The organism is Pseudomonas sp. BN411 (assembly GCF_029871235.1).
Lineage (GTDB): Bacteria > Pseudomonadota > Gammaproteobacteria > Pseudomonadales > Pseudomonadaceae > Metapseudomonas.
Window position 1 is genome coordinate 142,161 of sequence record NZ_SSOM01000074.1, and the last position, 21,202, is coordinate 163,362.

The 21,202-nt window shown below is 65.0% G+C and carries 18 protein-coding genes and 1 riboswitch; of the genes, 7 read left to right on the forward strand and 11 right to left on the reverse strand.

The window, feature by feature from the left end; genetic code table 11:
* Positions 1-319 precede the first annotated feature (319 nt).
* Together E8F06_RS21580 and E8F06_RS21585 are read right to left on the reverse strand one after the other, a co-directional pair.
* Positions 320-1,039 carry a 16S rRNA (uracil(1498)-N(3))-methyltransferase gene (locus E8F06_RS21580; protein ID WP_280370855.1) on the reverse strand — a complete coding sequence of 240 codons (720 nt, stop codon included), beginning with the start codon at positions 1,037-1,039 and terminating at the stop codon, positions 320-322.
* A gap of 66 nt (positions 1,040-1,105) precedes the next feature.
* Complete coding sequence (locus E8F06_RS21585) at positions 1,106-2,512, reverse strand: adenosylmethionine--8-amino-7-oxononanoate transaminase (protein ID WP_280370857.1); 1,407 nt, start codon at positions 2,510-2,512, stop codon at positions 1,106-1,108.
* 162 nt (positions 2,513-2,674) lie between these two features.
* Between E8F06_RS21585 and E8F06_RS21590 the strand changes: the two genes are divergently transcribed.
* The 3 genes from E8F06_RS21590 to E8F06_RS21600 all read left to right on the forward strand — a co-directional run bounded on the left by E8F06_RS21590 (position 2,675) and on the right by E8F06_RS21600 (position 5,545).
* Positions 2,675-4,150, forward strand: coding sequence for a flavin monoamine oxidase family protein (locus tag E8F06_RS21590; protein ID WP_280370859.1), 1,476 nt, complete (start codon positions 2,675-2,677; stop codon positions 4,148-4,150).
* 233 nt (positions 4,151-4,383) lie between these two features.
* Positions 4,384-4,938: a cytochrome b gene (locus E8F06_RS21595; RefSeq protein WP_280370861.1), complete on the forward strand. Its 555-nt coding sequence runs from the start codon at positions 4,384-4,386 to the stop codon at positions 4,936-4,938.
* Between the two features lie 31 nt (positions 4,939-4,969).
* The gene (locus E8F06_RS21600) at positions 4,970-5,545 is read left to right on the forward strand and encodes a YceI family protein (RefSeq protein WP_280370863.1); all 576 of its coding nucleotides are present in this window, start codon (positions 4,970-4,972) and stop codon (positions 5,543-5,545) included.
* Positions 5,546-5,773: 228 nt separating this feature from the next.
* Here the strand turns inward: E8F06_RS21600 and E8F06_RS21605 are convergent, their stop codons facing one another.
* The 4 genes from E8F06_RS21605 to ahcY form a co-directional block, all read right to left on the reverse strand.
* Positions 5,774-7,765 (reverse strand): DEAD/DEAH box helicase, encoded by a 1,992-nt coding sequence (locus tag E8F06_RS21605; RefSeq protein ID WP_280370865.1) that lies wholly within the window; start codon positions 7,763-7,765, stop codon positions 5,774-5,776.
* Between the two features lie 191 nt (positions 7,766-7,956).
* Positions 7,957-8,712 (reverse strand): transporter substrate-binding domain-containing protein, encoded by a 756-nt coding sequence (locus E8F06_RS21610; RefSeq protein ID WP_280370867.1) that lies wholly within the window; start codon positions 8,710-8,712, stop codon positions 7,957-7,959.
* Positions 8,713-8,882: 170 nt separating this feature from the next.
* Entirely contained in the window at positions 8,883-9,728 is an 846-nt protein-coding gene (gene metF / locus E8F06_RS21615; protein ID WP_178119259.1) for a methylenetetrahydrofolate reductase [NAD(P)H], read from the reverse strand.
* A 94-nt stretch (positions 9,729-9,822) separates the two neighbouring features.
* Positions 9,823-11,232 carry an adenosylhomocysteinase gene (gene ahcY / locus E8F06_RS21620; RefSeq protein WP_280370869.1) on the reverse strand — a complete coding sequence of 470 codons (1,410 nt, stop codon included), beginning with the start codon at positions 11,230-11,232 and terminating at the stop codon, positions 9,823-9,825.
* Between the two features lie 22 nt (positions 11,233-11,254).
* A riboswitch (S-adenosyl-L-homocysteine riboswitch) is annotated at positions 11,255-11,358 on the reverse strand.
* Between the two features lie 185 nt (positions 11,359-11,543).
* Between ahcY and E8F06_RS21625 the strand changes: the two genes are divergently transcribed.
* Entirely contained in the window at positions 11,544-11,948 is a 405-nt protein-coding gene (locus E8F06_RS21625; protein ID WP_280370871.1) for a hotdog domain-containing protein, read from the forward strand.
* Positions 11,949-12,103: 155 nt separating this feature from the next.
* Entirely contained in the window at positions 12,104-13,678 is a 1,575-nt protein-coding gene (locus E8F06_RS21630; protein WP_280370873.1) for a methyl-accepting chemotaxis protein, read from the forward strand.
* A 3-nt stretch (positions 13,679-13,681) separates the two neighbouring features.
* Here the strand turns inward: E8F06_RS21630 and E8F06_RS21635 are convergent, their stop codons facing one another.
* Complete coding sequence (locus E8F06_RS21635) at positions 13,682-14,077, reverse strand: DUF1090 domain-containing protein (protein ID WP_280370874.1); 396 nt, start codon at positions 14,075-14,077, stop codon at positions 13,682-13,684.
* Positions 14,078-14,244: 167 nt separating this feature from the next.
* Here E8F06_RS21635 and E8F06_RS21640 point away from each other — a divergent pair, with 167 nt between their 5' ends.
* Positions 14,245-14,697: a cytochrome c gene (locus tag E8F06_RS21640; RefSeq protein WP_280370876.1), complete on the forward strand. Its 453-nt coding sequence runs from the start codon at positions 14,245-14,247 to the stop codon at positions 14,695-14,697.
* Here the strand turns inward: E8F06_RS21640 and ligB are convergent.
* The 4 genes from ligB to E8F06_RS21660 form a co-directional block, all read right to left on the reverse strand.
* Positions 14,691-16,355: an NAD-dependent DNA ligase LigB gene (gene ligB, locus E8F06_RS21645; protein ID WP_280370878.1), complete on the reverse strand. Its 1,665-nt coding sequence runs from the start codon at positions 16,353-16,355 to the stop codon at positions 14,691-14,693. The genes E8F06_RS21640 and ligB overlap by 7 nt on opposite strands.
* A 329-nt stretch (positions 16,356-16,684) precedes the next feature.
* Positions 16,685-17,875, reverse strand: a complete 1,191-nt coding sequence (gene metK / locus E8F06_RS21650) for a methionine adenosyltransferase (protein WP_280370880.1) — start codon at positions 17,873-17,875, stop codon at positions 16,685-16,687.
* Between the two features lie 19 nt (positions 17,876-17,894).
* Positions 17,895-18,896: a metalloregulator ArsR/SmtB family transcription factor gene (locus E8F06_RS21655; RefSeq protein WP_280370882.1), complete on the reverse strand. Its 1,002-nt coding sequence runs from the start codon at positions 18,894-18,896 to the stop codon at positions 17,895-17,897.
* 77 nt (positions 18,897-18,973) lie between these two features.
* On the reverse strand, positions 18,974-19,855 hold the full coding sequence (locus tag E8F06_RS21660) for a LysR family transcriptional regulator (protein WP_280370884.1): 882 nt from the start codon (positions 19,853-19,855) through the stop codon (positions 18,974-18,976).
* 108 nt (positions 19,856-19,963) lie between these two features.
* Here E8F06_RS21660 and E8F06_RS21665 point away from each other — a divergent pair, with 108 nt between their 5' ends.
* Positions 19,964-21,097, forward strand: a complete 1,134-nt coding sequence (locus E8F06_RS21665) for a TDT family transporter (RefSeq protein ID WP_280370885.1) — start codon at positions 19,964-19,966, stop codon at positions 21,095-21,097.
* Positions 21,098-21,202: the final 105 nt, after the last annotated feature.

The window sequence follows — 21,202 nt, forward strand, 5'->3', positions numbered from 1 at the left end:
AGCGAGGCCCAGCGTTTCTTCGGTTATCCCGCTTGTTGGGCTTCGCGTAGCTCAGACCAACCTGCGTCTGTGCTGGCGGATGTCGGACTGATCTGAGCACCGTAGGTTGGTCCGAGCGCAGCGAGGCCCAGCGTTTCTTCGGTTATCCCGCTTGTTGGGCTTCGCGTAGCTCAGACCAACCTACGTCAGTACTGCGTCTGTGCTGGCGGATGTCGGACTGATCTGAGCACCGTAGGTTGGTCCGAGCGCAGCGAGGCCCAACGTTTCACCGGTTAGCTCGCGTGTTGGGCTTCGCATAGCTCAGCCCAACCTACGTCAGCTAGAAATCGCCCCAGAGTTGCTGTGCCACGCTGAGCGCCACCACGGGCGCCGTTTCGGTGCGTAGCACCCGTGGCCCCAACCGCGCAGCGTGGAACCCCGCCGCTTTCGCGGATTCGACCTCCGCTTCGGAGAGGCCGCCCTCGGGGCCGATCAGGAAGGCCAGGCTGCCCGGCCGGGCATGGCTGGCCAGGGGCTCGGCCACCGGATGCAGGACCAGCTTGAGATCCGCCTGAACGTCGCGCTGCCAATCGGCCAGCGTGACCGGCGCATGGATGACCGGCAGCACCGAGCGGCCGCATTGCTCACAGGCGCTGATGGCGACCTGGCGCCAGTGGGCGAGGCGCTTGTCGGCGCGTTCATCCTTGAGGCGGACTTCGCAGCGTTCGCTGACGATGGGGCTGATCTCGGCCGCGCCCAGTTCGGTGGCTTTCTGGATCGCCCAGTCCATGCGCTCGCCGCGCGACAGGCCCTGACCCAGGTGCACCTGCAAGGGAGACTCGGCCATTCCGGCGAAGGCTTCGCGCAGCTCCACCCTGACGGCCTTCTTGCCCACCTCGATCAGTTCGCCGAGGTACTCCTGCCCGGAGCCGTCGAAGAGCTGCACGGCATCGCCCGTGGCCAGGCGCAGGACGCGGCCGATGTAGTGGGCCTGGGCTTCGGGCAGGTCGTGCTGGCCGAGGGAGAGCGGGGCGTCGATAAAGAAGCGGGAAAGGCGCATGGGCATTTGGGCAAAGGGGGGGACAGGCGCGCAGTTTAAGGCCTGGCGCGCCGTCCGTGTTACCCGTCAGCCCGGATCGCGATGGTTCGGGTGCAGGTCGGCCGCCACCGACACACTCACCGACTCGCGGGTGGCGATGTCGATGCCTTCGCTAGCCACCTCGGCAAGGAAATCGATCTGTTCCTCGGTGATCACATAGGGCGGCAGGAAATACACCACGTTGCCCAGCGGACGCAGCAGCGCACCGCGCTCCAGGGCGTGCTGGAAGACTTTCAGGCCGCGGCGCTCCTGCCAGGGGAAGGGCGTCTTGCTGGCTTTGTCCTGGACCATTTCGATGGCCAGCACCATGCCGGTCTGGCGCACTTCCGCCACGTTCGGGTGGTCCGCGAGATGGGCGGTTGCCGTCGCCATGCGCATGGCCAGCTTGCGGTTGGCCTCGATCACCTTGTCCTGCTCGAAGATGTCCAGGGTCGCCAGGGCGGCGGCGCAGGCTAGCGGGTTGCCGGTGTAGGTGTGCGAATGGAGGAAGGCGCGCAGGGTCTGGTAGTCGTCGTAGAAGCCCTGGTAGACGGTCTCTGAGGTGAGCACCGCAGCCATCGGCAGGTAACCGCCGGTGAGGGCCTTGGACAGCACCAGGAAGTCCGGGGCGATGCCGGCCTGCTCGCAGGCGAACATGGTGCCGGTGCGGCCGAAACCGACGGCGATTTCGTCGTGGATCAGGTGCACGCTATAGCGGTCGCAGGCCTCGCGCAGCAGCTTGAGGTACACCGGGTGGTACATGCGCATGCCGCCGGCGCCCTGGATCAGCGGCTCGACGATCACCGCCGCGACCTCTTCATGGTGCTCGGCGAGGGTGCGTTCCATGTGGACGAACATGGCGCGGGAGTGTTCTTCCCAGCACATGCCTTCGGGGCGCAGGAAGCAGTCCGGGCTCGGCACCTTGAGGGTGTCCAGCAGCAGCGACTTGTAGGTCTCGGTGAACAGCGCAACGTCGCCAACCGACATCGCCGCAACGGTTTCGCCGTGGTAGCTGTTGGTCAGGGTGACGAAGCGTTTCTTGCGTTCCAGGCCCTGGTTGCGCCAGAAGTGGTAGCTCATCTTCAGCGCCACTTCGATGCCGGAGGAGCCGTTGTCGGCATAGAACACCCGATCCAGCCCCTTGGGGGTGATCCTCACCAGGCGCTCGGACAGCTCCACCACCGGTTGGTGGCTGAAGCCGGCGAGGATAACGTGCTCCAGCTGGTCCACCTGATCCTTGATGCGTTGGTTGATGCGCAGGTTGGCGTGGCCGAAGACGTTCACCCACCAGGAGCTGACGGCATCCAGGTAGCGCTTGCCCTCGAAGTCTTCCAGCCACACGCCTTCACCCCGACGGATCGGCACCACCGGCAGGCGTTCGTGATCTTTCATCTGGGTGCAGGGGTGCCAGAGCACGGCGAGGTCGCGTTGCATCCAGTCGGCATTGAGGCCCATGACTCGTTCTCCTGTAGCGATCGGCAAAGCCTATGCAATGAGGCTGGCCCGGACAAGCAGGACGCTATTCAACACGCGGAAGGCACTTCTGGCCGGGCCGTCGGGGCTGGCGTATCCTGCGCGCCAATTTCGAACGACGCTGCTTCACCGGGGGGATTCTTCATGCCTGCAGCCTGGCGCGCCTTGGCGCTGATCATCGTGGGAGGGCTCAGTGCGACGGCGCTGGCCAAGGACAAGCAGCCGACGGTTATCGTCATCGGCGGCGGCATGGCGGGCCTGACTTCGGCCTACGAGTTGCAGCAGAAGGGCTGGCAGGTCACCGTGCTGGAGGCCAAGCCGAGCATCGGTGGCCGCTCGGGCCTCGCCGCCAGCGAGTGGGTCGGCAGCGCCAAGCTGCAGCCGAGCCTGTATCGCTACCTGGACCAGTTCAAGCTGAAGGCCGTGTCCGCGCCGGAGTACGTGCGCAACCCGGGTTACCTGGTGAACGGCCGCTACTTCTCCGAAGCCGACCTGCTCAAGGAAGCGCCCAGCACCGTCGAAGGCCTGAAGCGCTTCGACAAGAGCCTGGACGACCTCGCGGCCTCGATCGACGATCCGATGAAGCCGCTGGCCAACCACACCCTGCAGACCCTCGATTCCATCTCCGTTGCCCGTTGGCTGGAGAAGCTGAACCTGGCGCCCACCGCCAAGGCCCTGGTGGATCAGCGCATCCGCTCGCGCTATGACGAGCCGTCGCGCCTGTCGCTGCTCTATCTGGCCCAGCAAGCTCGCGTCTACCGTGGCCTGCCGGATACCGAAATGCGTGCAGCACGCCTGCCCGGCGGTAGCCAGGTCCTGGCCCAGGCGATGGCCAAGCAGATCAAGACCATCAAGACCAACGCCCGCGTTTCCGCCATCGTACAGGAGCAGGAGGGCGTCACCGTCAAGGTTGGTGGCACCGGCTACAAGGCCGATTACGTCGTGCTCGCCGTGCCGCTGCCGGCGCTGGGCAAGATCAGCATGACCCCGTCCCTTTCTTCGCTGCAGCTGCGCGCCCTGAAGGACATCAACTACGGCTGGCGCGACCAGATGCTGCTGCAGTTCAAGAAACCGGTCTGGGGCAAGAGCCGCCTTTCCGGCGAGGTCTATAGCGACCAGGGGCTGGGCATGCTCTGGGTCGAACCCGCGCTGAAGGGCGGTGCCAACCTGCTGATCAACATTTCCGGCGACAACGCGCGCCTGCTGCAGGCCTTCGGCGACCGGCAGATGGTGGACCAGGTGCTGATTCGCTTCGACAATCACTTCCCGGGCGCCCGCGAGCAGTTCAAGGGCTTCGAGCTGCGCCGCTACGGCAAGGACGCCCTGGCGGGCGGTGCCTACCTGGCCTACGGCCCGGGCGAGATCAGCCTCTACTGGCGCATGTGGGAGCAGCCCCTGGGTCGTGTGGTGTTCGCGGGCGAACACACCGACGCGCTCTATCCGGGCACCCTGGAAGGCGCGCTGCGCAGCGGCCAGCGCGCCGCCGGCCAAGTCATCGACCTGAAAGCCGGCAAGACCGTCGGCCCGGTGGACGCGGTGGCCGAAGCCAAGCCGCAAGTCGCGCCCAAGGCGTCCACCAAGGAAGAGAAGAAGGGCTTCTTCTCCCGCCTGTTCAACTGATTCCAGCCCCGGGCGGCGAGCCATCTCGCCGCCTGTCCCCCCTGGCGCACCGCTCGGCCGCGCCCTACGAACTTTCAGACATTTCCTTCGACAAAATCCTGCAAAGCTTCATTCGTTATAAAGATCGTATTACTCGATATTTCAAAGCGAAATTTTCCGCTTTAATTCGATAGATTTGCCGCTAGGCTAAATCACTCGCGTTTACCCAGCCTGTGTTTCCAAGGATTCATTTCATGCAATGGCGTAACTCCCCGTCCCGCTTCGGCCTGGTCAGTATCGTTCTGCATTGGGGGGTGGCCATCGTCTTCGTCGGTCTGTTCGCCCTGGGCCTGTGGATGGTCGGTCTGAACTACTACAGCAGCTGGTACAAGACCGCTCCGGATATCCACAAGGGCATCGGAATCCTGCTGTTCCTGGTGATGCTGGCGCGCCTGGCCTGGCGTTTCGTCAGCCCGCCGCCACCCGCCCTGCCCAACCATGGACCTATGACCCGCCTGGGTTCCAAGGTCGGCCACCTGGTGCTCTACGTCGGTCTGTTCGCCCTGATGATTTCCGGCTACCTGATTTCCACCGCCGAAGGGCGCGGCATTGCCGTGTTCGGCCTGTTCGAGGTGCCCGCCACCCTGACCGCCATCCCCGACCAGGAGGATGTCGCCGGTGCGATTCACGAATACCTCGCCTGGGGCCTGCTGATCTTCGCCGGCATCCATGCCCTGGCCGCCCTCAAACACCACTTCATTGATCGCGACGCGACCCTGACCCGCATGCTCGGTCGTGCCGCCAAATAACGCCGCAACCTCTCAACAAGGAGATTTATCGATGCTGAAGAAAACCTTCGCTGCCCTGACCCTGGGTGCTGCGCTCTTCGCTGGCCAGGCGATGGCCGCTGACTACGTGATCGACAAGGAAGGCCAGCACGCCTTCGTCAACTTCAAGATCGGCCACCTGGGATACAGCTACATCTACGGCTCCTTCAAGGACTTCGACGGCAGCTTCAGCTTCGACGAAAAGAACCCGGAGGCCAGCAAGATCAAGGTCACTCTGAAGACCGCCAGCGTTGATACCAACCACGCCGAGCGTGACAAGCACATCAAGAGCGGCGACTTCCTGAACGTCAGCAAGAACCCCACCGCCACCTTCGAGTCCACCGCGGTCAAGTCCACTGGCCAGGGCACTGCCGACGTGGCCGGCAACCTGACCCTGAACGGCGTGACCAAGCCGGTGGTGATCAAGGCCAAGTTCGTTGGCCAGGGCGACGACCCGTGGGGCGGCTACCGTGCCGGCTTCGAAGGCACCACCACCATCAAGCTGAAGGACTTCGCCATCCAGAAGGACCTCGGCCCGGCCTCCCAGGAAGCCGAGCTGATCATCTCCTTCGAGGGCGTGCGCTCCTAAGCGTGCCTTCCCGCTGTAGTAAAACGCCGGCCCAGTGCCGGCGTTTTGCTGTCCGGACCTGCATCGCGATTGAAATCGTTCCTACAGGGCATGCAGACCCCGGAAATGAAAATGTCGACGCTGAGCCGGTGTTTTCATGGGCTTGTAGTCGCTGCATCGCGCAGGGACCGCATGATCCGAAAACGAAAACGCCGGCACTTGGCCGGCGTTTTCATGAGCGGGTGAAACTCAGCGATTGCGGGTCAGCAATGCCGGCTTCTCGCCGCGCGGGCGGTTGCTCTGTTGCAGTTCGTCCAGCTGCTCCGGCGTCGGGTAACGGTCGGCGCGGGACTCTTTCATGATGATCTTCGGTGCCGGCTTGTTGGCACGGGGATCCTGCACCGCAGGCTCGTCGCGACCACGGGACACCAGTTGATCGTCACCACGGCGCTGGCTGTTGCTACGACCCTTGGCCGCCTTGCCTTGGCCCTGGCCTTGGCGCGGTTGGCCCTGCTTCTGGCCGCCCTGGCGTTGGCCCTGGTTGCTGCCACTGCCCTGGCCCTGGCCTTGGCTACGGCCCTGACCGCCGCCGCTACGTCCTTGGCCCTGACCGCCACCACTACGGGCCTGACCTTGCTGGCCTTGACCCTGCTGACGCTGGCCCTGACCTTGCCCCTGGCCACCACGGCGCTGGTTGCGACCCTGGTTCTGGCCTTTGGGCGGATAGGGGCTGACGTAATCGGCGCGATTGCCGAAGTTGTCCACGTCGTCGTCGAGGAATTCTTCCGGATCACGATCAGCTGCCGTCTGCGGCGCGCGCGCCTGCTTTGGCTGCTTGGGCTGCTGCTGACGCTGGCCGGCTGCCTGTTGGCCTTGACCCTGGCCTTGCTCCTGACCCTCGCCTTTGCCCTTGCCACGACGGCGATTACGGCTCTTGCGCGGCTTGCCTTCAGCGGCGCCTTCGGCACTGGCTTCCTTCCCTTCGGCAGGTGCCTGCGGTGCGGCGGCCTTGGCTTCGCGCTTGGGCTTATCGGCGCGCGGCTGGCGCTCGGGACGCGGCGGGCGTGCCTCGGGACGCTCGGCCTCGACGGTCGCCGGGTCGAAGCCCTGGGTATCGCCGTCCGGGATCTTCTGCTTGGTCAGGCGCTCGATGGCCTTCAGCAGCTTGTCTTCATCCGGCGCGACCAGGGAGATGGCTTCACCGCTGCGACCGGCACGGCCGGTACGGCCAATGCGGTGCACGTAGTCTTCCTCGACGTTGGGCAGCTCGAAGTTGACCACATGGGGCAACTGGTCGATGTCCAGGCCACGGGCCGCGATGTCGGTGGCCACCAGGATGCGCACGTCGTTGGCCTTGAAGTCGGCCAGGGCCTTGGTGCGGGCATTCTGGCTCTTGTTGCCGTGGATCGCGGCGGCGGCCAGGCCGTGCTTGGTCAGGTACTCGGCCAGGCGGTTCGCGCCGTGCTTGGTACGGGTGAAGACCAACACCTGCTCCCATGCGCCAATCGTGATCAGGTGCGCCAGCAGGGCGCGCTTGTGACTGGCGGGGAGACGGAACACGCGCTGCTCGATGCGCTCCACCGTGGTGTTCGGCGGGGTCACTTCGATGCGTTCGGGATCGTGCAGCAGCTTGTTGGCGAGGTCGACGATGTCTTTCGAGAAGGTTGCCGAGAACAGCAGGTTCTGGCGCTTGGACGGGAGCTTGGCGAGGACCTTCTTCACATCGTGGATGAAGCCCATGTCGAGCATCCGGTCGGCTTCGTCGAGCACGAGGATTTCCACATGGGAGAGATCGACGGCGCCCTGGCCGGCCAGGTCGAGCAGGCGGCCGGGGCAGGCCACCAGCAGGTCCACGCCCTTGGACAGGGCTTGCACCTGGGGATTCATGCCGACGCCGCCGAAGATGCAGGTACTGACCAGTTTCAGGTCACGGGCGTAGAGCTTGAAGCTGTCGTGGACCTGGGCCGCCAATTCGCGGGTCGGCGTCAGGACCAGCACGCGCGCCTGGCGTGGGCCATGGCGCTGGGACTTGTCGTGGTGACCGTTGGGGAACAGCAGTTCCAGAACAGGCAGGGCGAAACCGGCGGTCTTGCCGGTACCAGTTTGGGCGGCAACCATCAGGTCGCGACCTTGCAACACGGCGGGAATCGCCCGCTGTTGCACGGGAGTGGGCTGGGCGTAGCCGGCGGCTTCGACGGCGCCGACCAATGCCTCGGAGAGACCGAGGGAGGCAAAGGACATGGGAGATCCTGTGTGAGTTCTAAGGGGCTGGCCCAATAGGGTGATCGTGTCTGGCTCGAATCACGGCGATGGCTCGCGATCCCGACCGGTCCTGCTGGCTCTGGGGGTGGCTCAGCATCCGGGCGTATGCCTGACGGAGCGCCGAGTATAACAGCTCCGCGAGAATGTACAGCCCTCGTGGTGCTCAACGGTTACCTAAGGTTTCCCGCGCCCGGTTCACGGTAGCGATCCACCAGCTTGGCGTATGCGGGCTCCCGCTTGAAGCGCCTGAGTGCTTCACCGAAGCGCCCGGCGAGGTTTTCCAGGTGCGCTTCACGGCGAAACGCCAGGTACAGGCGGTCGCGGCTGACCGCCCGCTCGTGCTGGCCGACTTCGTCCCCGAGCCCCATCTGGTGGATCAGGAAAAGACCGGCTCGGCGATCGTTCACCACCAGGTCGACACGGTCGCGGACCAGCTTGCCGAGGTTTGCCTCGTGGGTGGGCGCCGGTTCACGGATGAACAGCGGGGAGGTGCGGAAAGCCTGGTCGGCGTACCAGTAGCCGGGGGAAACGCCCACCTTCAGCCCCTGCAGATCGGCCAGGCGTTGGAACGGATAGGGGCGCTGCCTGGCGTAGAACAGGGTGAACTCCACTTCAGAAAGCGGCTCGCTGGGGAAGGCCATCCGGGCTTCGCGTTCCTGGTTGTGGAAGATATCCAGCACTGCGTCGGCTTGTCCGCTTCCCAGCTCCATCAGGCAGCGTTTCCAGGGCATCAGGCTCCACTGCACCTCGATGCCCAGGCGCTTGAGGACGATGCTGCTGGCCTCGTAGTCCAGCCCTCGGATCTCGCCGTCTTCCTCATAGATGTAGGGCGCCCAGGGCTCGCTGACGATACGCAGGGGCTCGGCCTCGATGGCTGAACCGAGGCAAGCGAGCAGGGCGAAGAGGATGATGTTGAGTAGTGGCATGTGGCCAGATTACGTGGCCGCACACGCAATGGGTAGTAAGCCGAAGGTCAATGCATCGAAGGTGTGACCGTCGTCGCCTCTGCCGGCACTTGCACTCCTACAGGGTCATGCGGATGTGGAAAAGAAAAAGGCCGGGACAATGCCCGGCCTCTTCGTCTTCTACGGCGAACTCAACGCGGCAGGTTGAGGTTCTTCCAGATCGCCAGGCTCGGTTCGGCCTGGTTCAGGGTGTAGAAGTGCAGGCCGGGAGCGCCGCCTTGCAGCAGCTGCTCGCACATCTCGGTGATCACCTGCTCGCCGAAGGCCTGGATGCTCTGCGCGTCATCGGCGTAAGCCTCCAGTTGCTTGCGGATCCAGCGCGGGATTTCCGCGCCGCAGGCGTCGGAGAAGCGGGCCAGCTTGCTGTAGTTGGTGATCGGCATGATGCCCGGTACCACGGGGATATCCACACCCAGCTTGCGTACGCGCTCGACGAAGTAGAAGTAGCTGTCGGCGTTGAAGAAGTACTGGGTGATCGCGCTGCTGGCGCCGGCCTTGACCTTGCGCACGAAGTTGGCGAGGTCGGACTCGTAGCTGCGTGCCTGGGGATGGACTTCCGGGTAGGCGGCGACTTCGATGTGGAAGTGATCGCCGGTTTCCGCGCGGATGAACTCCACCAGCTCGTTGGCGTAGCGCAGCTCGCCGCTGGCCATGCCCATGCCCGACGGCAGGTCGCCGCGCAGGGCGACGATGCGCTGGATGCCGGCATCCTTGTAGTAGGCCAGCAGGGCGCGCAGTTCGGCCTTGCTGTCACCGACGCAGGACAGGTGCGGCGCGGTGGGTACCTTCACTTCGCCGTCCAGCTGCAGGACGGTCTGCAGGGTACGGTCGCGGGTGGAGCCGCCTGCACCGTAGGTGCAGGAGAAGAAATCCGGCTGGTAGGCGGCCAGGTTGCGGGCGGTGGCCATCAGTTTTTCGTGCCCGGCTTCGGTCTTGGCGGGGAAGAACTCGAAGCTGTAACGGCGTTCTTGGGACATGGGTCTTTCCAGGCTCGGGAGCAAGAGACGGAGGGCGCGCCCTCCGCCAGGCTGAAAACAGGGGTGAACGGGACGTGCCCGTCCACCCGGACCATCAGTAGCGGTAGGTGTCCGGCTTGAACGGGCCTTCCACAGTCACGCCGATGTACTCGGCCTGCTGCTTGGTCAGCTGGGTGACCACGCCACCGAAGCCCTTGACCATTTCCAGGGCCACTTCTTCGTCCAGTTTCTTCGGCAGTACTTCCACGGTCAGGCGCTCGGCTTTCTTCTCGGCGGAGAGGTCAGCGAACTTCTGCTCGAACAGGAAGATCTGCGCCAGCACCTGGTTGGCGAAGGAGCCGTCCATGATGCGGCTCGGGTGGCCGGTGGCGTTGCCCAGGTTCACCAGGCGACCTTCGGCCAGCAGGATCAGGTAGTCGTCGTTGGCCGGGTCGAAATCGCCAGCACCGGTGCGGTGGATCTTGTGCACCTGCGGCTTCACTTCTTCCCAGGCCCAGGTCTTGCGCATGAAGGCGGTGTCGATCTCGTTGTCGAAGTGGCCGATGTTGCACACCACGGCGCGCTTCTTCAGCGCTTTCAGCATGCCCGCGTCGCAGACGTTGACGTTGCCGGTGGTGGTGACGATCAGGTCGATCTTGCCCAGGAGAGCAGCGTCAACGCTGGCTTCGGTGCCGTCGTTCAGGCCGTTCTTGTACGGGGAAACCAGCTCGAAGCCGTCCATGCAGGCCTGCATGGCGCAGATCGGGTCGATTTCGGAAACCTTCACGATCATGCCTTCCTGACGCAGGGACTGGGCGGAGCCCTTGCCCACGTCGCCGTAACCGATCACCAGGGCCTGCTTGCCCGACAGCAGGTGGTCGGTACCGCGTTTGATGGCGTCGTTCAGGCTGTGGCGGCAGCCGTACTTGTTGTCGTTCTTGCTCTTGGTCACGGCGTCGTTGACGTTGATCGCCGGGACTTTCAGGGTGCCGGCCTTGAGCATGTCGAGCAGGCGGTGCACACCGGTGGTGGTCTCTTCGGTGATGCCGTGAATGCGCTCGAGCATCTGCGGGTATTTCTTGTGCAGGATCTCGGTCAGGTCACCGCCGTCGTCCAGCACCATGTTGGCGTCCCACGGCTGGCCGTCCTTGAGGATGGTCTGCTCGATGCACCACTCGTACTCCTGCTCGGTCTCGCCTTTCCAGGCGAATACCGGGATGCCGGCGGCGGCGATGGCGGCAGCGGCCTGGTCCTGGGTGGAGAAGATGTTGCAGGAGGACCAGCGCACTTCGGCGCCCAGGGCGGTCAGCGTCTCGATCAGTACGCCGGTCTGGATGGTCATGTGGATGCAACCGAGGATTTTCGCGCCTTTAAGCGGCTGCTGGCCGGCGTACTTGCGGCGCAGGCCCATTAGTGCCGGCATCTCGGACTCGGCGATGATCAGCTCGCGGCGGCCCCAGGCGGCCAGGGAAATGTCGGCGACTTTGAAGTCGGTGAAACCGGCAGGCGTCATGACAGCGCTCATGTAAGAGTCTCCATTCGTAGTATGCGAATGGGCGCCGTTGATGCGTTTTGGCAACGCCCCTTCCGAGCCTGACAGGTGGAGGCTGATTCGAATCAGGTTCCACGTGCTGCAGCGCCCCTCGGAAGGGAGGCGGGAACGACCGGACTGTGCCGGCCGTTTGAAAAGCCTGCGGATTATAGCGGCGCTGGCGGGCAAGCCCAAGGTTTTCCGTCGCCCGGACGAGTCCCTATCGCAGCCATTGAAAGCCTTGTCAGGACAAGCCGCGCCGGGCCGGTCATGATGCGTCCCATCTCACACAAGGAGGACGCTGCATGAATTTCCATACGCGCAAATGGATCAAGCCCGAAGACCTCAATCCCAACGGCACGCTGTTCGGCGGCAGCCTGTTGAAGTGGATCGATGAGGAAGCGGCCATTTACGCCATCATTCAGCTCGGCAACCAGCGCGTGGTCACCAAGTTCATCTCCGAGATCAACTTCGTCAGTTCCGCGCGCCAGAGCGACATCATCGAGCTGGGCATCACCGCCACGGAGTTCGGGCGTACCTCGATCACCATGCGTTGCGAAGTGCGTAACAAGATCACCCGCAAGAGCATCCTGACCATCGACAAGATGGTGTTCGTCAACATCGGTGAAGACGGCCTGCCGGCACCCCACGGCAAGACGGAGATCACCTACATCAAGGACCGCTTCAGAGACGACGACCTGTCTGCCTGACTCTGGTGCACCTGGTGCGTGAGTTCGCCCCGTAATGGGGCGTTTCACGCTCGTTGCCAGTCGCCAGGCTCTCTGCGCCGGGGTTGGCCGCCTTCTTGCTGTGCAGCCGTCAGCCCCGCCTGAAGTCCCGGGGTGGGCTCGGCCAGGAGGCACCCATGTCCGCCACTTCCGCTTTCGACTCGCTGCTCCGCTCCGTGGGGCTGCGTACCCTCAACCAGCAATTTCTCTTTTCCTACGCGCTGATGTTCCTGCTGGCGGTTACCGCCTCGGTGGCGCTCTACCTGAGCATGTCGGTGTCACCGGAGACCATCAACATCGCCGGCGCACAGCGCATGCTCAGCCAGAAGATGACCAAGGAGGCGCTGCTCCTGCGCCAGGGCGCCATTGCCCGGCCCACCCTGGACGCCACCATCGCCCAGTTCGACCAGGCCCATCGCGACCTGCTGAACGGCAACCCGGCGCGCAACATCAGCGCCATCCAGGCTCCGGCTGTGGCCGAGCAGATGCGCCTGGTAGGCCAGCTCTGGGCGAGCTTCCGGCCGCAGCTGGAGCGCCCGGACAGCGACCTCGCGGCCCTGGAAGGTGCTTCGCTCAACCTGCTGAAGGAAATGAACAAGGCGGTCGGCCTGATGGCTGCCCACGCCGAGAACTCGCAGCGCCGGCAGATGTGGCTGGCCTTCGCCTGTGTGATCGGCATCCTCTTGCTTGTGGTGCTTGGGCGGCAATTCGGCCTGCGTCCGTTGATCCAGCGCCTGACGGAGCTGGAGGCCGTGCTGACCCGCGTGGGGCAGGGCGACTTCACCCAGTCCCTGGACAATCGGCGGCAGGACAACGAAATCGGCCGGATCGTCGCCGGCTACAACCTCATGCGCGAGCAGGTACGCGGCCTGCTGGGGCAGGTCAAGGAGACCGGCGGCCATACCCGCCAGCACGTGGAGACCGTGGTGGCCGCTGCCCATGCGGCCAGTGACGGCGTGCGCCTGCAGCACGAGAACCTCGACCAGGTCGCCACAGCGATGAACGAGATGAGCGCCACCGTGGCCGAGGTGGCCCGCCACGCCGCCCATGCTGCCGAGTCGGCGCGCAATGCCGATAGTTGCGCCAAGTCCGGCCAGAGGGCTGTGCAACGCAGTGCCGAGCTGATCGGTGCGCTATCGGAGCAGATGGCGGCGAGTGCCGGGCAGATGAACGTCCTGCGCAATGAAACCGAAGGCGTGGGCAAGGTGCTGGAAGTCATCACCGGCATCGCCGAGCAGACCAACCTGCTGGCGCTCAATGCCGCCATCGAGGCCGCACGTGCCGGCGAAGCCGGGCGTGGATTCGCCGTGGTGGCGGACGAGGTGCGTACGCTGGCCAGCCGTACCCAGCAATCCACCGGCGAAATCCAGGCGATGATCCAGCGCTTGCAAGGCGGCGCCCAGCAGGCCGTCACCGCCTTGCAGGACAGCAACCAGCTGGTGCGAGAGAACCTCAGTCACATCGAGGAAGCCAATGAAGTGCTCGGCAGCATCGTGGTCGCGGTGGACAGTATCAGTGCCATGAACACCCAGATCGCCACCGCCGCCGAGCAGCAGAGCCAGGTGGCTCAGGACATCGACCAGCGGGTGACGGAAATCTCCAGCCTGGCCGAGCGCAGCCGGGACGACGCCCGCAGCGTGATGCAGGCCAGCGAACGTATCCAGGGAGAGGTGCAGGAGCTGAACGGACACCTCGACCACTTCAGGACCTGAGGCTCAGGGCTGCGCCGCCTGCTCGGCGGCGCGCAGCTCGGCGCGGGCCTCTTCCAGCTTGGCCTGGCGCTTCGCGATCTTCGCGGGGTCGCCCTTGGTCTGGGCCTCGCGCAGGTCTGCTTCGCGCTGGCTGACTTCCTCTCGATGTCTGGCAACGTCGGCTTCACGGTCCTGTTGAAGGCTGGCATCGGTGCAGTGGGCGGTCACTTCGGCCAGGGCCTTTTCCAGCCCCGATTGTTGATCGCGATTACCGTGAGCCTTGGCGGCCTCGATGCGCTGCTCCAACACCTGGCGCTTGGCCGCGCAACCACTCGCCGAAATGTCGGCAGCGAGGGCCGGACCGGCCAGGGCGATGCCCGTGATCAGGGATGCGAGAGACAGGGAGAAACGACTGTTCATCGGATTTTCCTCCAGATCGAAAGACACCATTCTGGCGGGAAATCCGGTCTGGCGCGGGCCGGATCGTGCCTTCATTGATCTGCGACAAACTGTCGCCTGGCTTGGAAATTGTCGGCCTGCTGGGAGTACCCTGTCGCCCGCCTTCAGCCTGACCCGTGATCCTGCCGATGAATGCCAAGAAGATTTTCATCCTTGCTGCCGCCTGCCTGAGCCTTGCTGCCTGCGGTGGTGTGGACCCCAATTCGCCGCTGGGCAAGCGCCAGGCGATCTTCAAGGAAATGCTGCGCACCAGCGAAGACCTCGGCGGCATGCTGCGTGGTCGCATCAGTTTCGACGAGCAGCGTTTCGCCACCGGAGCCACCAAGCTCGACCAGCTTTCCCGCGAGCCCTGGCAGCACTTCCCGCAGGCCCAGGAAGGCGACGCTGATAGCGCCGCCCGCGATGAAGTCTGGCAGCGCCAGGAGCGCTTCAAGGAACTGGTGCGCGAGCTCGAAGCCAGCACCGGCCAGCTCGCCAGCGCCGCGCAGGCCCGCCCGTTCACCGCCCAGGGCGTCGCGCCGCTGGTGCAGAAAGTGGAAGACAACTGCGAAGCCTGCCACAAGGAATTCCGCGCCTACTGAGGCGCGGAAAATCCGTCCACCCCGGCCGCTTCAAGCTGTTTTGCCAGCATCCGGACCTCGGGATGCTGGAAGAACGCCACCAGTTGCCGCGCCTTCCCCGGCCCGATTCCCGCCTGCGTCTGCCATTGCGCGGACGTTCTGCCCGTCAGCGCTGCCCAGTCTCCTTCCCGTTCCGTGGAGGGCGGTAATCCCAGGGCCCTCAGCCACTGCCCGAAAGGCCGACTCCGGGCTTCCTGAAAAACCCCTGCCAGTGAGACCGCGCGAGTCGTGCCGATGCCCGGCCTGGACTCCAATGCGGCGACATCCAGATCAAGCCAGTCCAGCAGCCCATCCAGTTCCAGGCGTGCCCAGGTTCCGCGCCCCAGCCCATTCAGGCCCAGGCCCTTGGGGCCACCCAGCCATTCGAGGCGGGAGAGGAACTGATCCTGGCAGCCGGGTTCCGCACGAAAGCAACTGAGGGCGTGATAGCGGCTGGGCTCTGGCGCTTCCACCTGCGGACGTTCCGTGGCGCGCAGGACGACGGATTCCAATCGCGGAATGGTGAGTCCGGCCAGGGCGATGGCGACCTGATCGCCGGGTCGGATGTCCAGTTCTCGCCAACGTTTCACGGACCCCAGGCCGACTCGCTGGATGCGCCGACCATCGAGTTCGATTGGTTTCAGCTTGAGCAAGGGTGTAACCCGCCCGGTACGGCCGACCTTGAATTCCACCGAGCGAACCTCTGCCAGCGCCTTGGCGAACGGGTACTTCCAGGCCACGGCCCAGTTCGGCGGCTGCGGTTTCCACTGCCGAGCCGCTGGTCGCGCGCCTTGGCGAATCACGATGCCGTCGCTGGCAAAAGGCAGGGGAGAGCGGTACCAGCGTTCGCGCCAGGCGGCGATGTCGTCTGCGTTGGCGACGGGCCGGGTGAGTGCGTGGGCGTCGGCGAAGCCCATGGCATTCAGGCCTTGCAGGCGCTCCTCCATTGGTGCCGGCCCATCCGGCCAGTCCCAGATGAAGAGGCCGATGCCAGCGGCGTCGCGCTGGGTCAATTCATGGCGATTGAGCAACCCGGCCACTTTTCCTCGTGCACCCTGACCGCCCCGTTCAGCCTGCACGTGGTCTTCCAGGCGCCAGTAGAGCTCGCCTTGCAGCACGCCATCGCCGATGCCGGGCAAGTGCGCGGGAATCACCGCGATGCGCCGGGCCTGATTGGTCCAGTCCTGGCCTTGGCCGCCGTCGCCCCGGCTGATGGCCTGCACCAGCCGGTTCTGGCGGTAAACCAGGGTGACGGCCACGCCATCCACCTTGGGCTGAACCCAGAGGTCGCGGCGCTGACCCATCCAGCGGCGCAGGTCGTCGAGGTCCCGCAGCTTGTCCAGGCCGGTCTGGGGCACCGGATGGCGGGCCTTGCCGCCGCTTGACGCCAGGGGGTCGCGGAGCGGCACTGCCGCAGCGGGAAAGCACCCGTTCAGGCGTGCCAGGCGGGCGCGGGCCTGGTCGTAGAGTTCGTCGTCCACCCTCGAACGTCCCTCGCGGTGGTACGCGCGGTCCCATTCGGCGATGCGGTTGTCGAGGGATGAGAGTTCGGCGCTGGCGCGGGTGGCCGGCCAGTCCGGACAGGCATCTGCCAGCGCGAGGCAGGGCAGGAGGAAGGGAAGGGGGATCCAGGTTTTCATGGCGAGCCTCCGTGCTCGTTAGGGAGGCGGCCAGTCTAGGAGCGGGGATTGTCAGCGGGCGCTGAATCCCTTGTCCGTTCCGGCGTGGTTGCGTGTGGGGATTCGGGATCGCAGTGGCGGCGAAACAAAACGCTGTGTCTGCATTAAGTGTTGCAAGTAGCTGCATTGCCCGTAGGAGCTGGCTTGCCAGCGAATGGCCCCCTTTTCGCTAGCAAGCTAGCTCCTACAAGTTTCCTGGACCGATGGGCGATCTCTGGCAACAGCTAACGCAGACATAGCCAAACAAAAAGCCCCGCACGAGGCGGGGCTTTTTGCAGAACGGTCGAGGCTTAGAGGCCAGCGGCGATGCGCAGGGCTTCGGCCTTGTCGGTCTTTTCCCAGGTGAATGCGGTGAAGGTGTCGTCACCGTAGGTCATTTCATAGGGAGTGCGACCGAAGTGGCCGTAGGCCGCGGTCGGCTGGTACATCGGGTGCAGCAGGTCGAGCATCTTGGTGATCGCGTACGGACGCAGGTCGAAGTGCTCGCGGACCAGCTGGACGATCTTGTCGTCGCTGATCTTGCCGGTGCCGAAGGTGTTGATCGAGATGGAGGTCGGCAGGGCCACGCCGATGGCGTAGGACACCTGGATCTCGCAGCGCTCGGCCAGGCCTGCGGCAACGATGTTCTTGGCTACGTAACGGCCAGCGTAGGCGGCGGAACGGTCAACCTTGGACGGGTCCTTGCCGGAGAAGGCGCCACCACCGTGACGGGCCATGCCGCCGTAGGAGTCGACGATGATCTTGCGACCGGTCAGGCCGCAGTCGCCCACCGGGCCGCCGATCACGAAGTTGCCGGTCGGGTTGATGTGGAATTGGGTGTCCTTGTGCAGCAACTCGGCCGGCAGCACGTGTTTGACGATCAGCTCCATCACGCCTTCGCGCAGGTCGGAGTACTTCACGTCGGGGTTGTGCTGGGTGGACAGCACGATAGCGTCGATGCCGACTACCTTGCCGTTCTCGTAGCGGCAGGTGACCTGGGACTTGGCGTCCGGGCGCAGCCACGGCAGCAGGCCGGACTTGCGGGCTTCGGCCTGGCGCTCCACCAGACGGTGGGAGAAGCAGATCGGCGCAGGCATCAGCACGTCGGTTTCATTGCTGGCGTAGCCGAACATCAGGCCCTGGTCACCGGCACCCTGGTCTTCCGGCTTGGAGCGGTCGACACCCTGGTTGATGTCCGGGGACTGCTTGCCAATGATGTTCAGGATGCCGCAGGTGGCGCCGTCGAAGCCGACGTCGGAGCTGTTGTAACCGATGTCGATGATGACCTTGCGCACCAGCTCTTCCAGGTCGACCCAGGCGGAGGTGGTGACTTCACCGGCGATGATGGCTACACCGGTCTTGACCAGGGTTTCGCAGGCGACGCGGGCGTGCTTGTCCTGGGAGATGATGGCGTCGAGGACGGCATCGGAAATCTGGTCGGCGATCTTGTCCGGATGGCCTTCGGACACGGATTCGGAGGTAAACAGGGAGTATTCGCTCATCTATCGGTTTTCCTATTCGTTACCGGTGGGTGAGTTCGCTTCGTGAATCCGGTTTGGCGAAGTGCCGTACCTGAATCTGAAAGCCGTTTCGCAAGCCAATGTAGAGGCTCTCGCCGGGCGTGAGCCCCGCGGCATTGGCCCAACGGGCCAGGTCGTCCTGTTCGAAGCCCAACCATAGATCGCCGCAGGCCTCCCTGGCCCAACTCTGGTTGTGGCTGCACAACTCGGTCACCAGCAGCGCGCCGCCTGGCTGCACCCGCTGGGCCAATTGTTTCATCGCATCGGCCGGTGCCGCGAAATGGTGCAGGACCATGTTCAGCACCACGCAGTCGGCGGCCGCCTGCTCGTCATTCAGGGCATCAGTCAGTCGCAGTTCGACATTGCCGAGGCCTTCTTCGTTACAGCGCATTCGCGCCAGCTCCAGCATGGCCGGGCTGTTGTCCAGCGCCATGACCTGGCTGAAGCGCCGTGCCAGGTCCGGCAGGAATCCGCCGTCGCCGGGGCCGACTTCCAGCGCCGTGGCGCCGGGTTCGAAGCCCAGCGCATCGAGCAATGCCAGCACACTGTCACGGTATTGCGGCAGTCCTGCGATCAGGTCCTGCTGCGCCTGGAATTTTTCTGCTGCGCGGGCGAAGAAGTCGCGGCTGACGGCTTCACGCTGGGCATGCACTTCGGCGATGCGCCCGGCGATCTCGGCCGGCAACTCCAGCTCGTCCACCTCGGCCAGCAGGGCCGTGTGCAGCATGCCGCCAACCCGCTCGTTCTGCGCCAGGGCGCGGCGGTAGAAGATCGCGTTGCCTTCGCGGCGGGTGGCCACCAGATTTGCCTGGGCCAGCACCTTGAGGTGATGGCTCATGCCCGACTGGCCGGTGGCGAAGATCTGCGCCAGTTCCAGCACGCCGAACGAATCGTTGGCCAGCACCCGCAGCACGTTAAGGCGCAGCGGATCGCCGCCGGCCTTGCACAGGGCGGCCAGCTCGTCGCTGTCGTCATGACGGATCTGGGGTACGCGCAGGCTCATAGGGGGCGCAGTCTAGCCCCCGCGTTTCGGTGTCGCAATGCCAATATCAAAAAGTTTTGATATTGAGTGATCGACGGTCAGCCGGGCGTTCGCACCCGTTCGAGGAAGGCGGCGGGCGCCGGGCTCAGGGTCTGGCCGGGGCGCCAGAGGGCATGAAATTCGCGTTCGATTGCCAGATCGCGCACGTCCAGGCTCGCCAGGCGGCCGCTGGCCAGTTCCTCGCGGACCATATGGGGCGACAGCCAGGCGATGCCGCGGCCGTCCTGCACCAGGCGCTTGAGCGCTTCCGTGCTGCCGATGGACATGCGCACGCGCAGTTCGATGCCCCGTCCGCGGTAGGCCTGCTCGACGCTGGCGCGGGTGGCCGAGCCCTGTTCGCGCAGGTAGTGGTCCTGCCCGGCGAGGTCGCGGGCGCCGAGTTCACCGCGTCCGGCCAGTGGATGGTCAGGACCGACCACCGGCAGCAGCCGGTCGCGGTCCAGCAGGTGGCTGGCGAAGGCCTGGTTGTCGAAGGCACCTTCGACGAAGCCCAGGCTGATGCGGCCGTCCTCCAGCTGCGCGGCCACCGCGCGGGTATTGCTCACGGCCAGGTCCACCACCACGGTGGGATGCGACTGGTGGAAACGCTCGATCAGCTCCGGCAGCAGGTAGCTGCCCAACGTGGCGCTGGCACCGAGGCGCAGTTCGCCATCCCCCAGACTGGCGAAGCCGCGCAGGTCGCGCTCCGCGGCGGCTTCCAGGGCGAAGATGCGCTGGGCGTATTGCAGCAGGCGTTCACCACCCTCGGTCAGGCTGACTCCGCGCGGCCGGCGGTCGAACAGGGGCAGGCCGATGCTGGCTTCCAGGTCACGGATTTCCCGGGTGACGGCCGGCTGGCTGATGAACAGGCGGGCAGCGCCGTTGCTGATGCTGCCGCTCTCGGCGACAGCGAGAAAGACTTTGAGGTGATGCAGATTCATAAATGAAAGGCATGCGATAGATGCTGAATATGTATTTTTCATATAGCACAGCCTTCCCTAGTCTGGCGTCGTTCTTCCCGCCACGGGACCACCCGACCGGAGCCCTCGATGCCACGCCCCTTTACCCGCCTTGCCGAACCCTTCGCCTTCGTTCGCCAGTTCACCCCCAGCTGGTTCGCCGTGACCATGGGCACCGGCGCGCTGGCCCTGGTGATTGCGGCGCTGCCCTGGGGCGGAGCGCTGGAGGGGCGCCTGGCTGAAGGTTTCTGGCTGTTCAATGCCGTCCTCTTCGCTGGTTTCGCCCTGCTGTTCATGGCGCGGATCCTGCTGTTCCGCGACACCCTGCGGCCGATGCTGCTGCACCCGGTGCAGTCGATGTTCCTCGGTGCCATTCCCATGGGGCTGGCCACCCTGATCAACGGCCTGGTGCTGTTTGGCGTGCCGCATTGGGGCGAAGGAGCGCTCGCCCTGGCCCACGGGCTCTGGTGGCTGGATGTGGTGCTGGCTCTGGGCGTCGCCCTGCTGGTGCCCTTCCTGATGTTCACCCACCAGGATCACGCCCTGGAGAAGCTCACCGCCGTCTGGTTGCTGCCCATTGTCGCGCCCGAAGTGGCGGCGGCATCGGCCGGCGTGCTGGCGCCGCACCTGGCACCGGAGGCCGCACGGCTCGTGCTGGTGACGGGTTATCTGCTCTGGGGTGTGTCCCTGAGCCTGGCTTTCTCCCTGATCACCCTGGTGCTGCTGCGCCTGGCCCTGCACAAGCTGCCGGGCAGCGAGTTCGCCGCCACCAGTTGGCTGCCGGTCGGCCCGCTGGCCACCGGTTGCCTCGGCCTGCTGAGCCTGGGCAAGGCGATGCCCGCGGCCTTCGCCGGTACTGCCCTGGCCGGCGTGGCGGAGCTAGCCCATGATGTCGGTCTGATCGGCAGCCTGCTGCTCTGGGGTGCTGCATTCTGGTGGCTGGTGATGGCGCTGTTCTGCACTCGCCGCCATCTGCGTCAGGACATGCGCTTCAACCTCGGCTGGTGGGGCTTCACCTTCCCGCTGGCGGTCTTCACCCTGGCCACTTTCGAGTTGCAGCGTCGCACCGGCATCGCCTTTTTTGGCCCCGTGGGCGGGGCGCTGGCCCTCGGACTGGCGCTGATCTGGCTCCAGGTGATGGCTCGTACGCTGGCCGGTCTCTGGCATGGCGAACTGTTCCAGGCGCCCTGTCTTGCGGCTGTCGCAGGGCTTTCCCGCACCTGACTGGTGAAACTGCGACCATCTGTGATTGCCCGCGACCTGCCGGCTGGGCGAAAATAGCGGCCTTTTTTCGATTAGCCGTCTATTCAGACCTGCAGGAGATAAGCG

Bases quoted from the DNA above. Each gene is read 5' to 3' on its own strand.
- ahcY (WP_280370869.1), bottom strand. From the start codon at position 11,232: ATGAGCGCTGTCATGACGCCTGCCGGTTTCACCGACTTCAAAGTCGCC.
- E8F06_RS21610 (WP_280370867.1), bottom strand. From the start codon at position 8,712: ATGCCACTACTCAACATCATCCTCTTCGCCCTGCTCGCTTGCCTCGGT.
- E8F06_RS21590 (WP_280370859.1), top strand. From the start codon at position 2,675: ATGCCTGCAGCCTGGCGCGCCTTGGCGCTGATCATCGTGGGAGGGCTC.
- E8F06_RS21605 (WP_280370865.1), bottom strand. From the start codon at position 7,765: ATGTCCTTTGCCTCCCTCGGTCTCTCCGAGGCATTGGTCGGCGCCGTC.
- E8F06_RS21580 (WP_280370855.1), bottom strand. From the start codon at position 1,039: ATGCGCCTTTCCCGCTTCTTTATCGACGCCCCGCTCTCCCTCGGCCAG.
- E8F06_RS21665 (WP_280370885.1), top strand. From the start codon at position 19,964: ATGCCACGCCCCTTTACCCGCCTTGCCGAACCCTTCGCCTTCGTTCGC.
- ligB (WP_280370878.1), bottom strand. From the start codon at position 16,355: ATGAAAACCTGGATCCCCCTTCCCTTCCTCCTGCCCTGCCTCGCGCTG.
- metK (WP_280370880.1), bottom strand. From the start codon at position 17,875: ATGAGCGAATACTCCCTGTTTACCTCCGAATCCGTGTCCGAAGGCCAT.
- E8F06_RS21625 (WP_280370871.1), top strand. From the start codon at position 11,544: ATGAATTTCCATACGCGCAAATGGATCAAGCCCGAAGACCTCAATCCC.
- E8F06_RS21655 (WP_280370882.1), bottom strand. From the start codon at position 18,896: ATGAGCCTGCGCGTACCCCAGATCCGTCATGACGACAGCGACGAGCTG.
- metF (WP_178119259.1), bottom strand. From the start codon at position 9,728: ATGTCCCAAGAACGCCGTTACAGCTTCGAGTTCTTCCCCGCCAAGACC.
- E8F06_RS21600 (WP_280370863.1), top strand. From the start codon at position 4,970: ATGCTGAAGAAAACCTTCGCTGCCCTGACCCTGGGTGCTGCGCTCTTC.
- E8F06_RS21640 (WP_280370876.1), top strand. From the start codon at position 14,245: ATGAATGCCAAGAAGATTTTCATCCTTGCTGCCGCCTGCCTGAGCCTT.
- E8F06_RS21635 (WP_280370874.1), bottom strand. From the start codon at position 14,077: ATGAACAGTCGTTTCTCCCTGTCTCTCGCATCCCTGATCACGGGCATC.
- E8F06_RS21585 (WP_280370857.1), bottom strand. From the start codon at position 2,512: ATGGGCCTCAATGCCGACTGGATGCAACGCGACCTCGCCGTGCTCTGG.
- E8F06_RS21660 (WP_280370884.1), bottom strand. From the start codon at position 19,855: ATGAATCTGCATCACCTCAAAGTCTTTCTCGCTGTCGCCGAGAGCGGC.
- E8F06_RS21595 (WP_280370861.1), top strand. From the start codon at position 4,384: ATGCAATGGCGTAACTCCCCGTCCCGCTTCGGCCTGGTCAGTATCGTT.
- E8F06_RS21630 (WP_280370873.1), top strand. From the start codon at position 12,104: ATGTCCGCCACTTCCGCTTTCGACTCGCTGCTCCGCTCCGTGGGGCTG.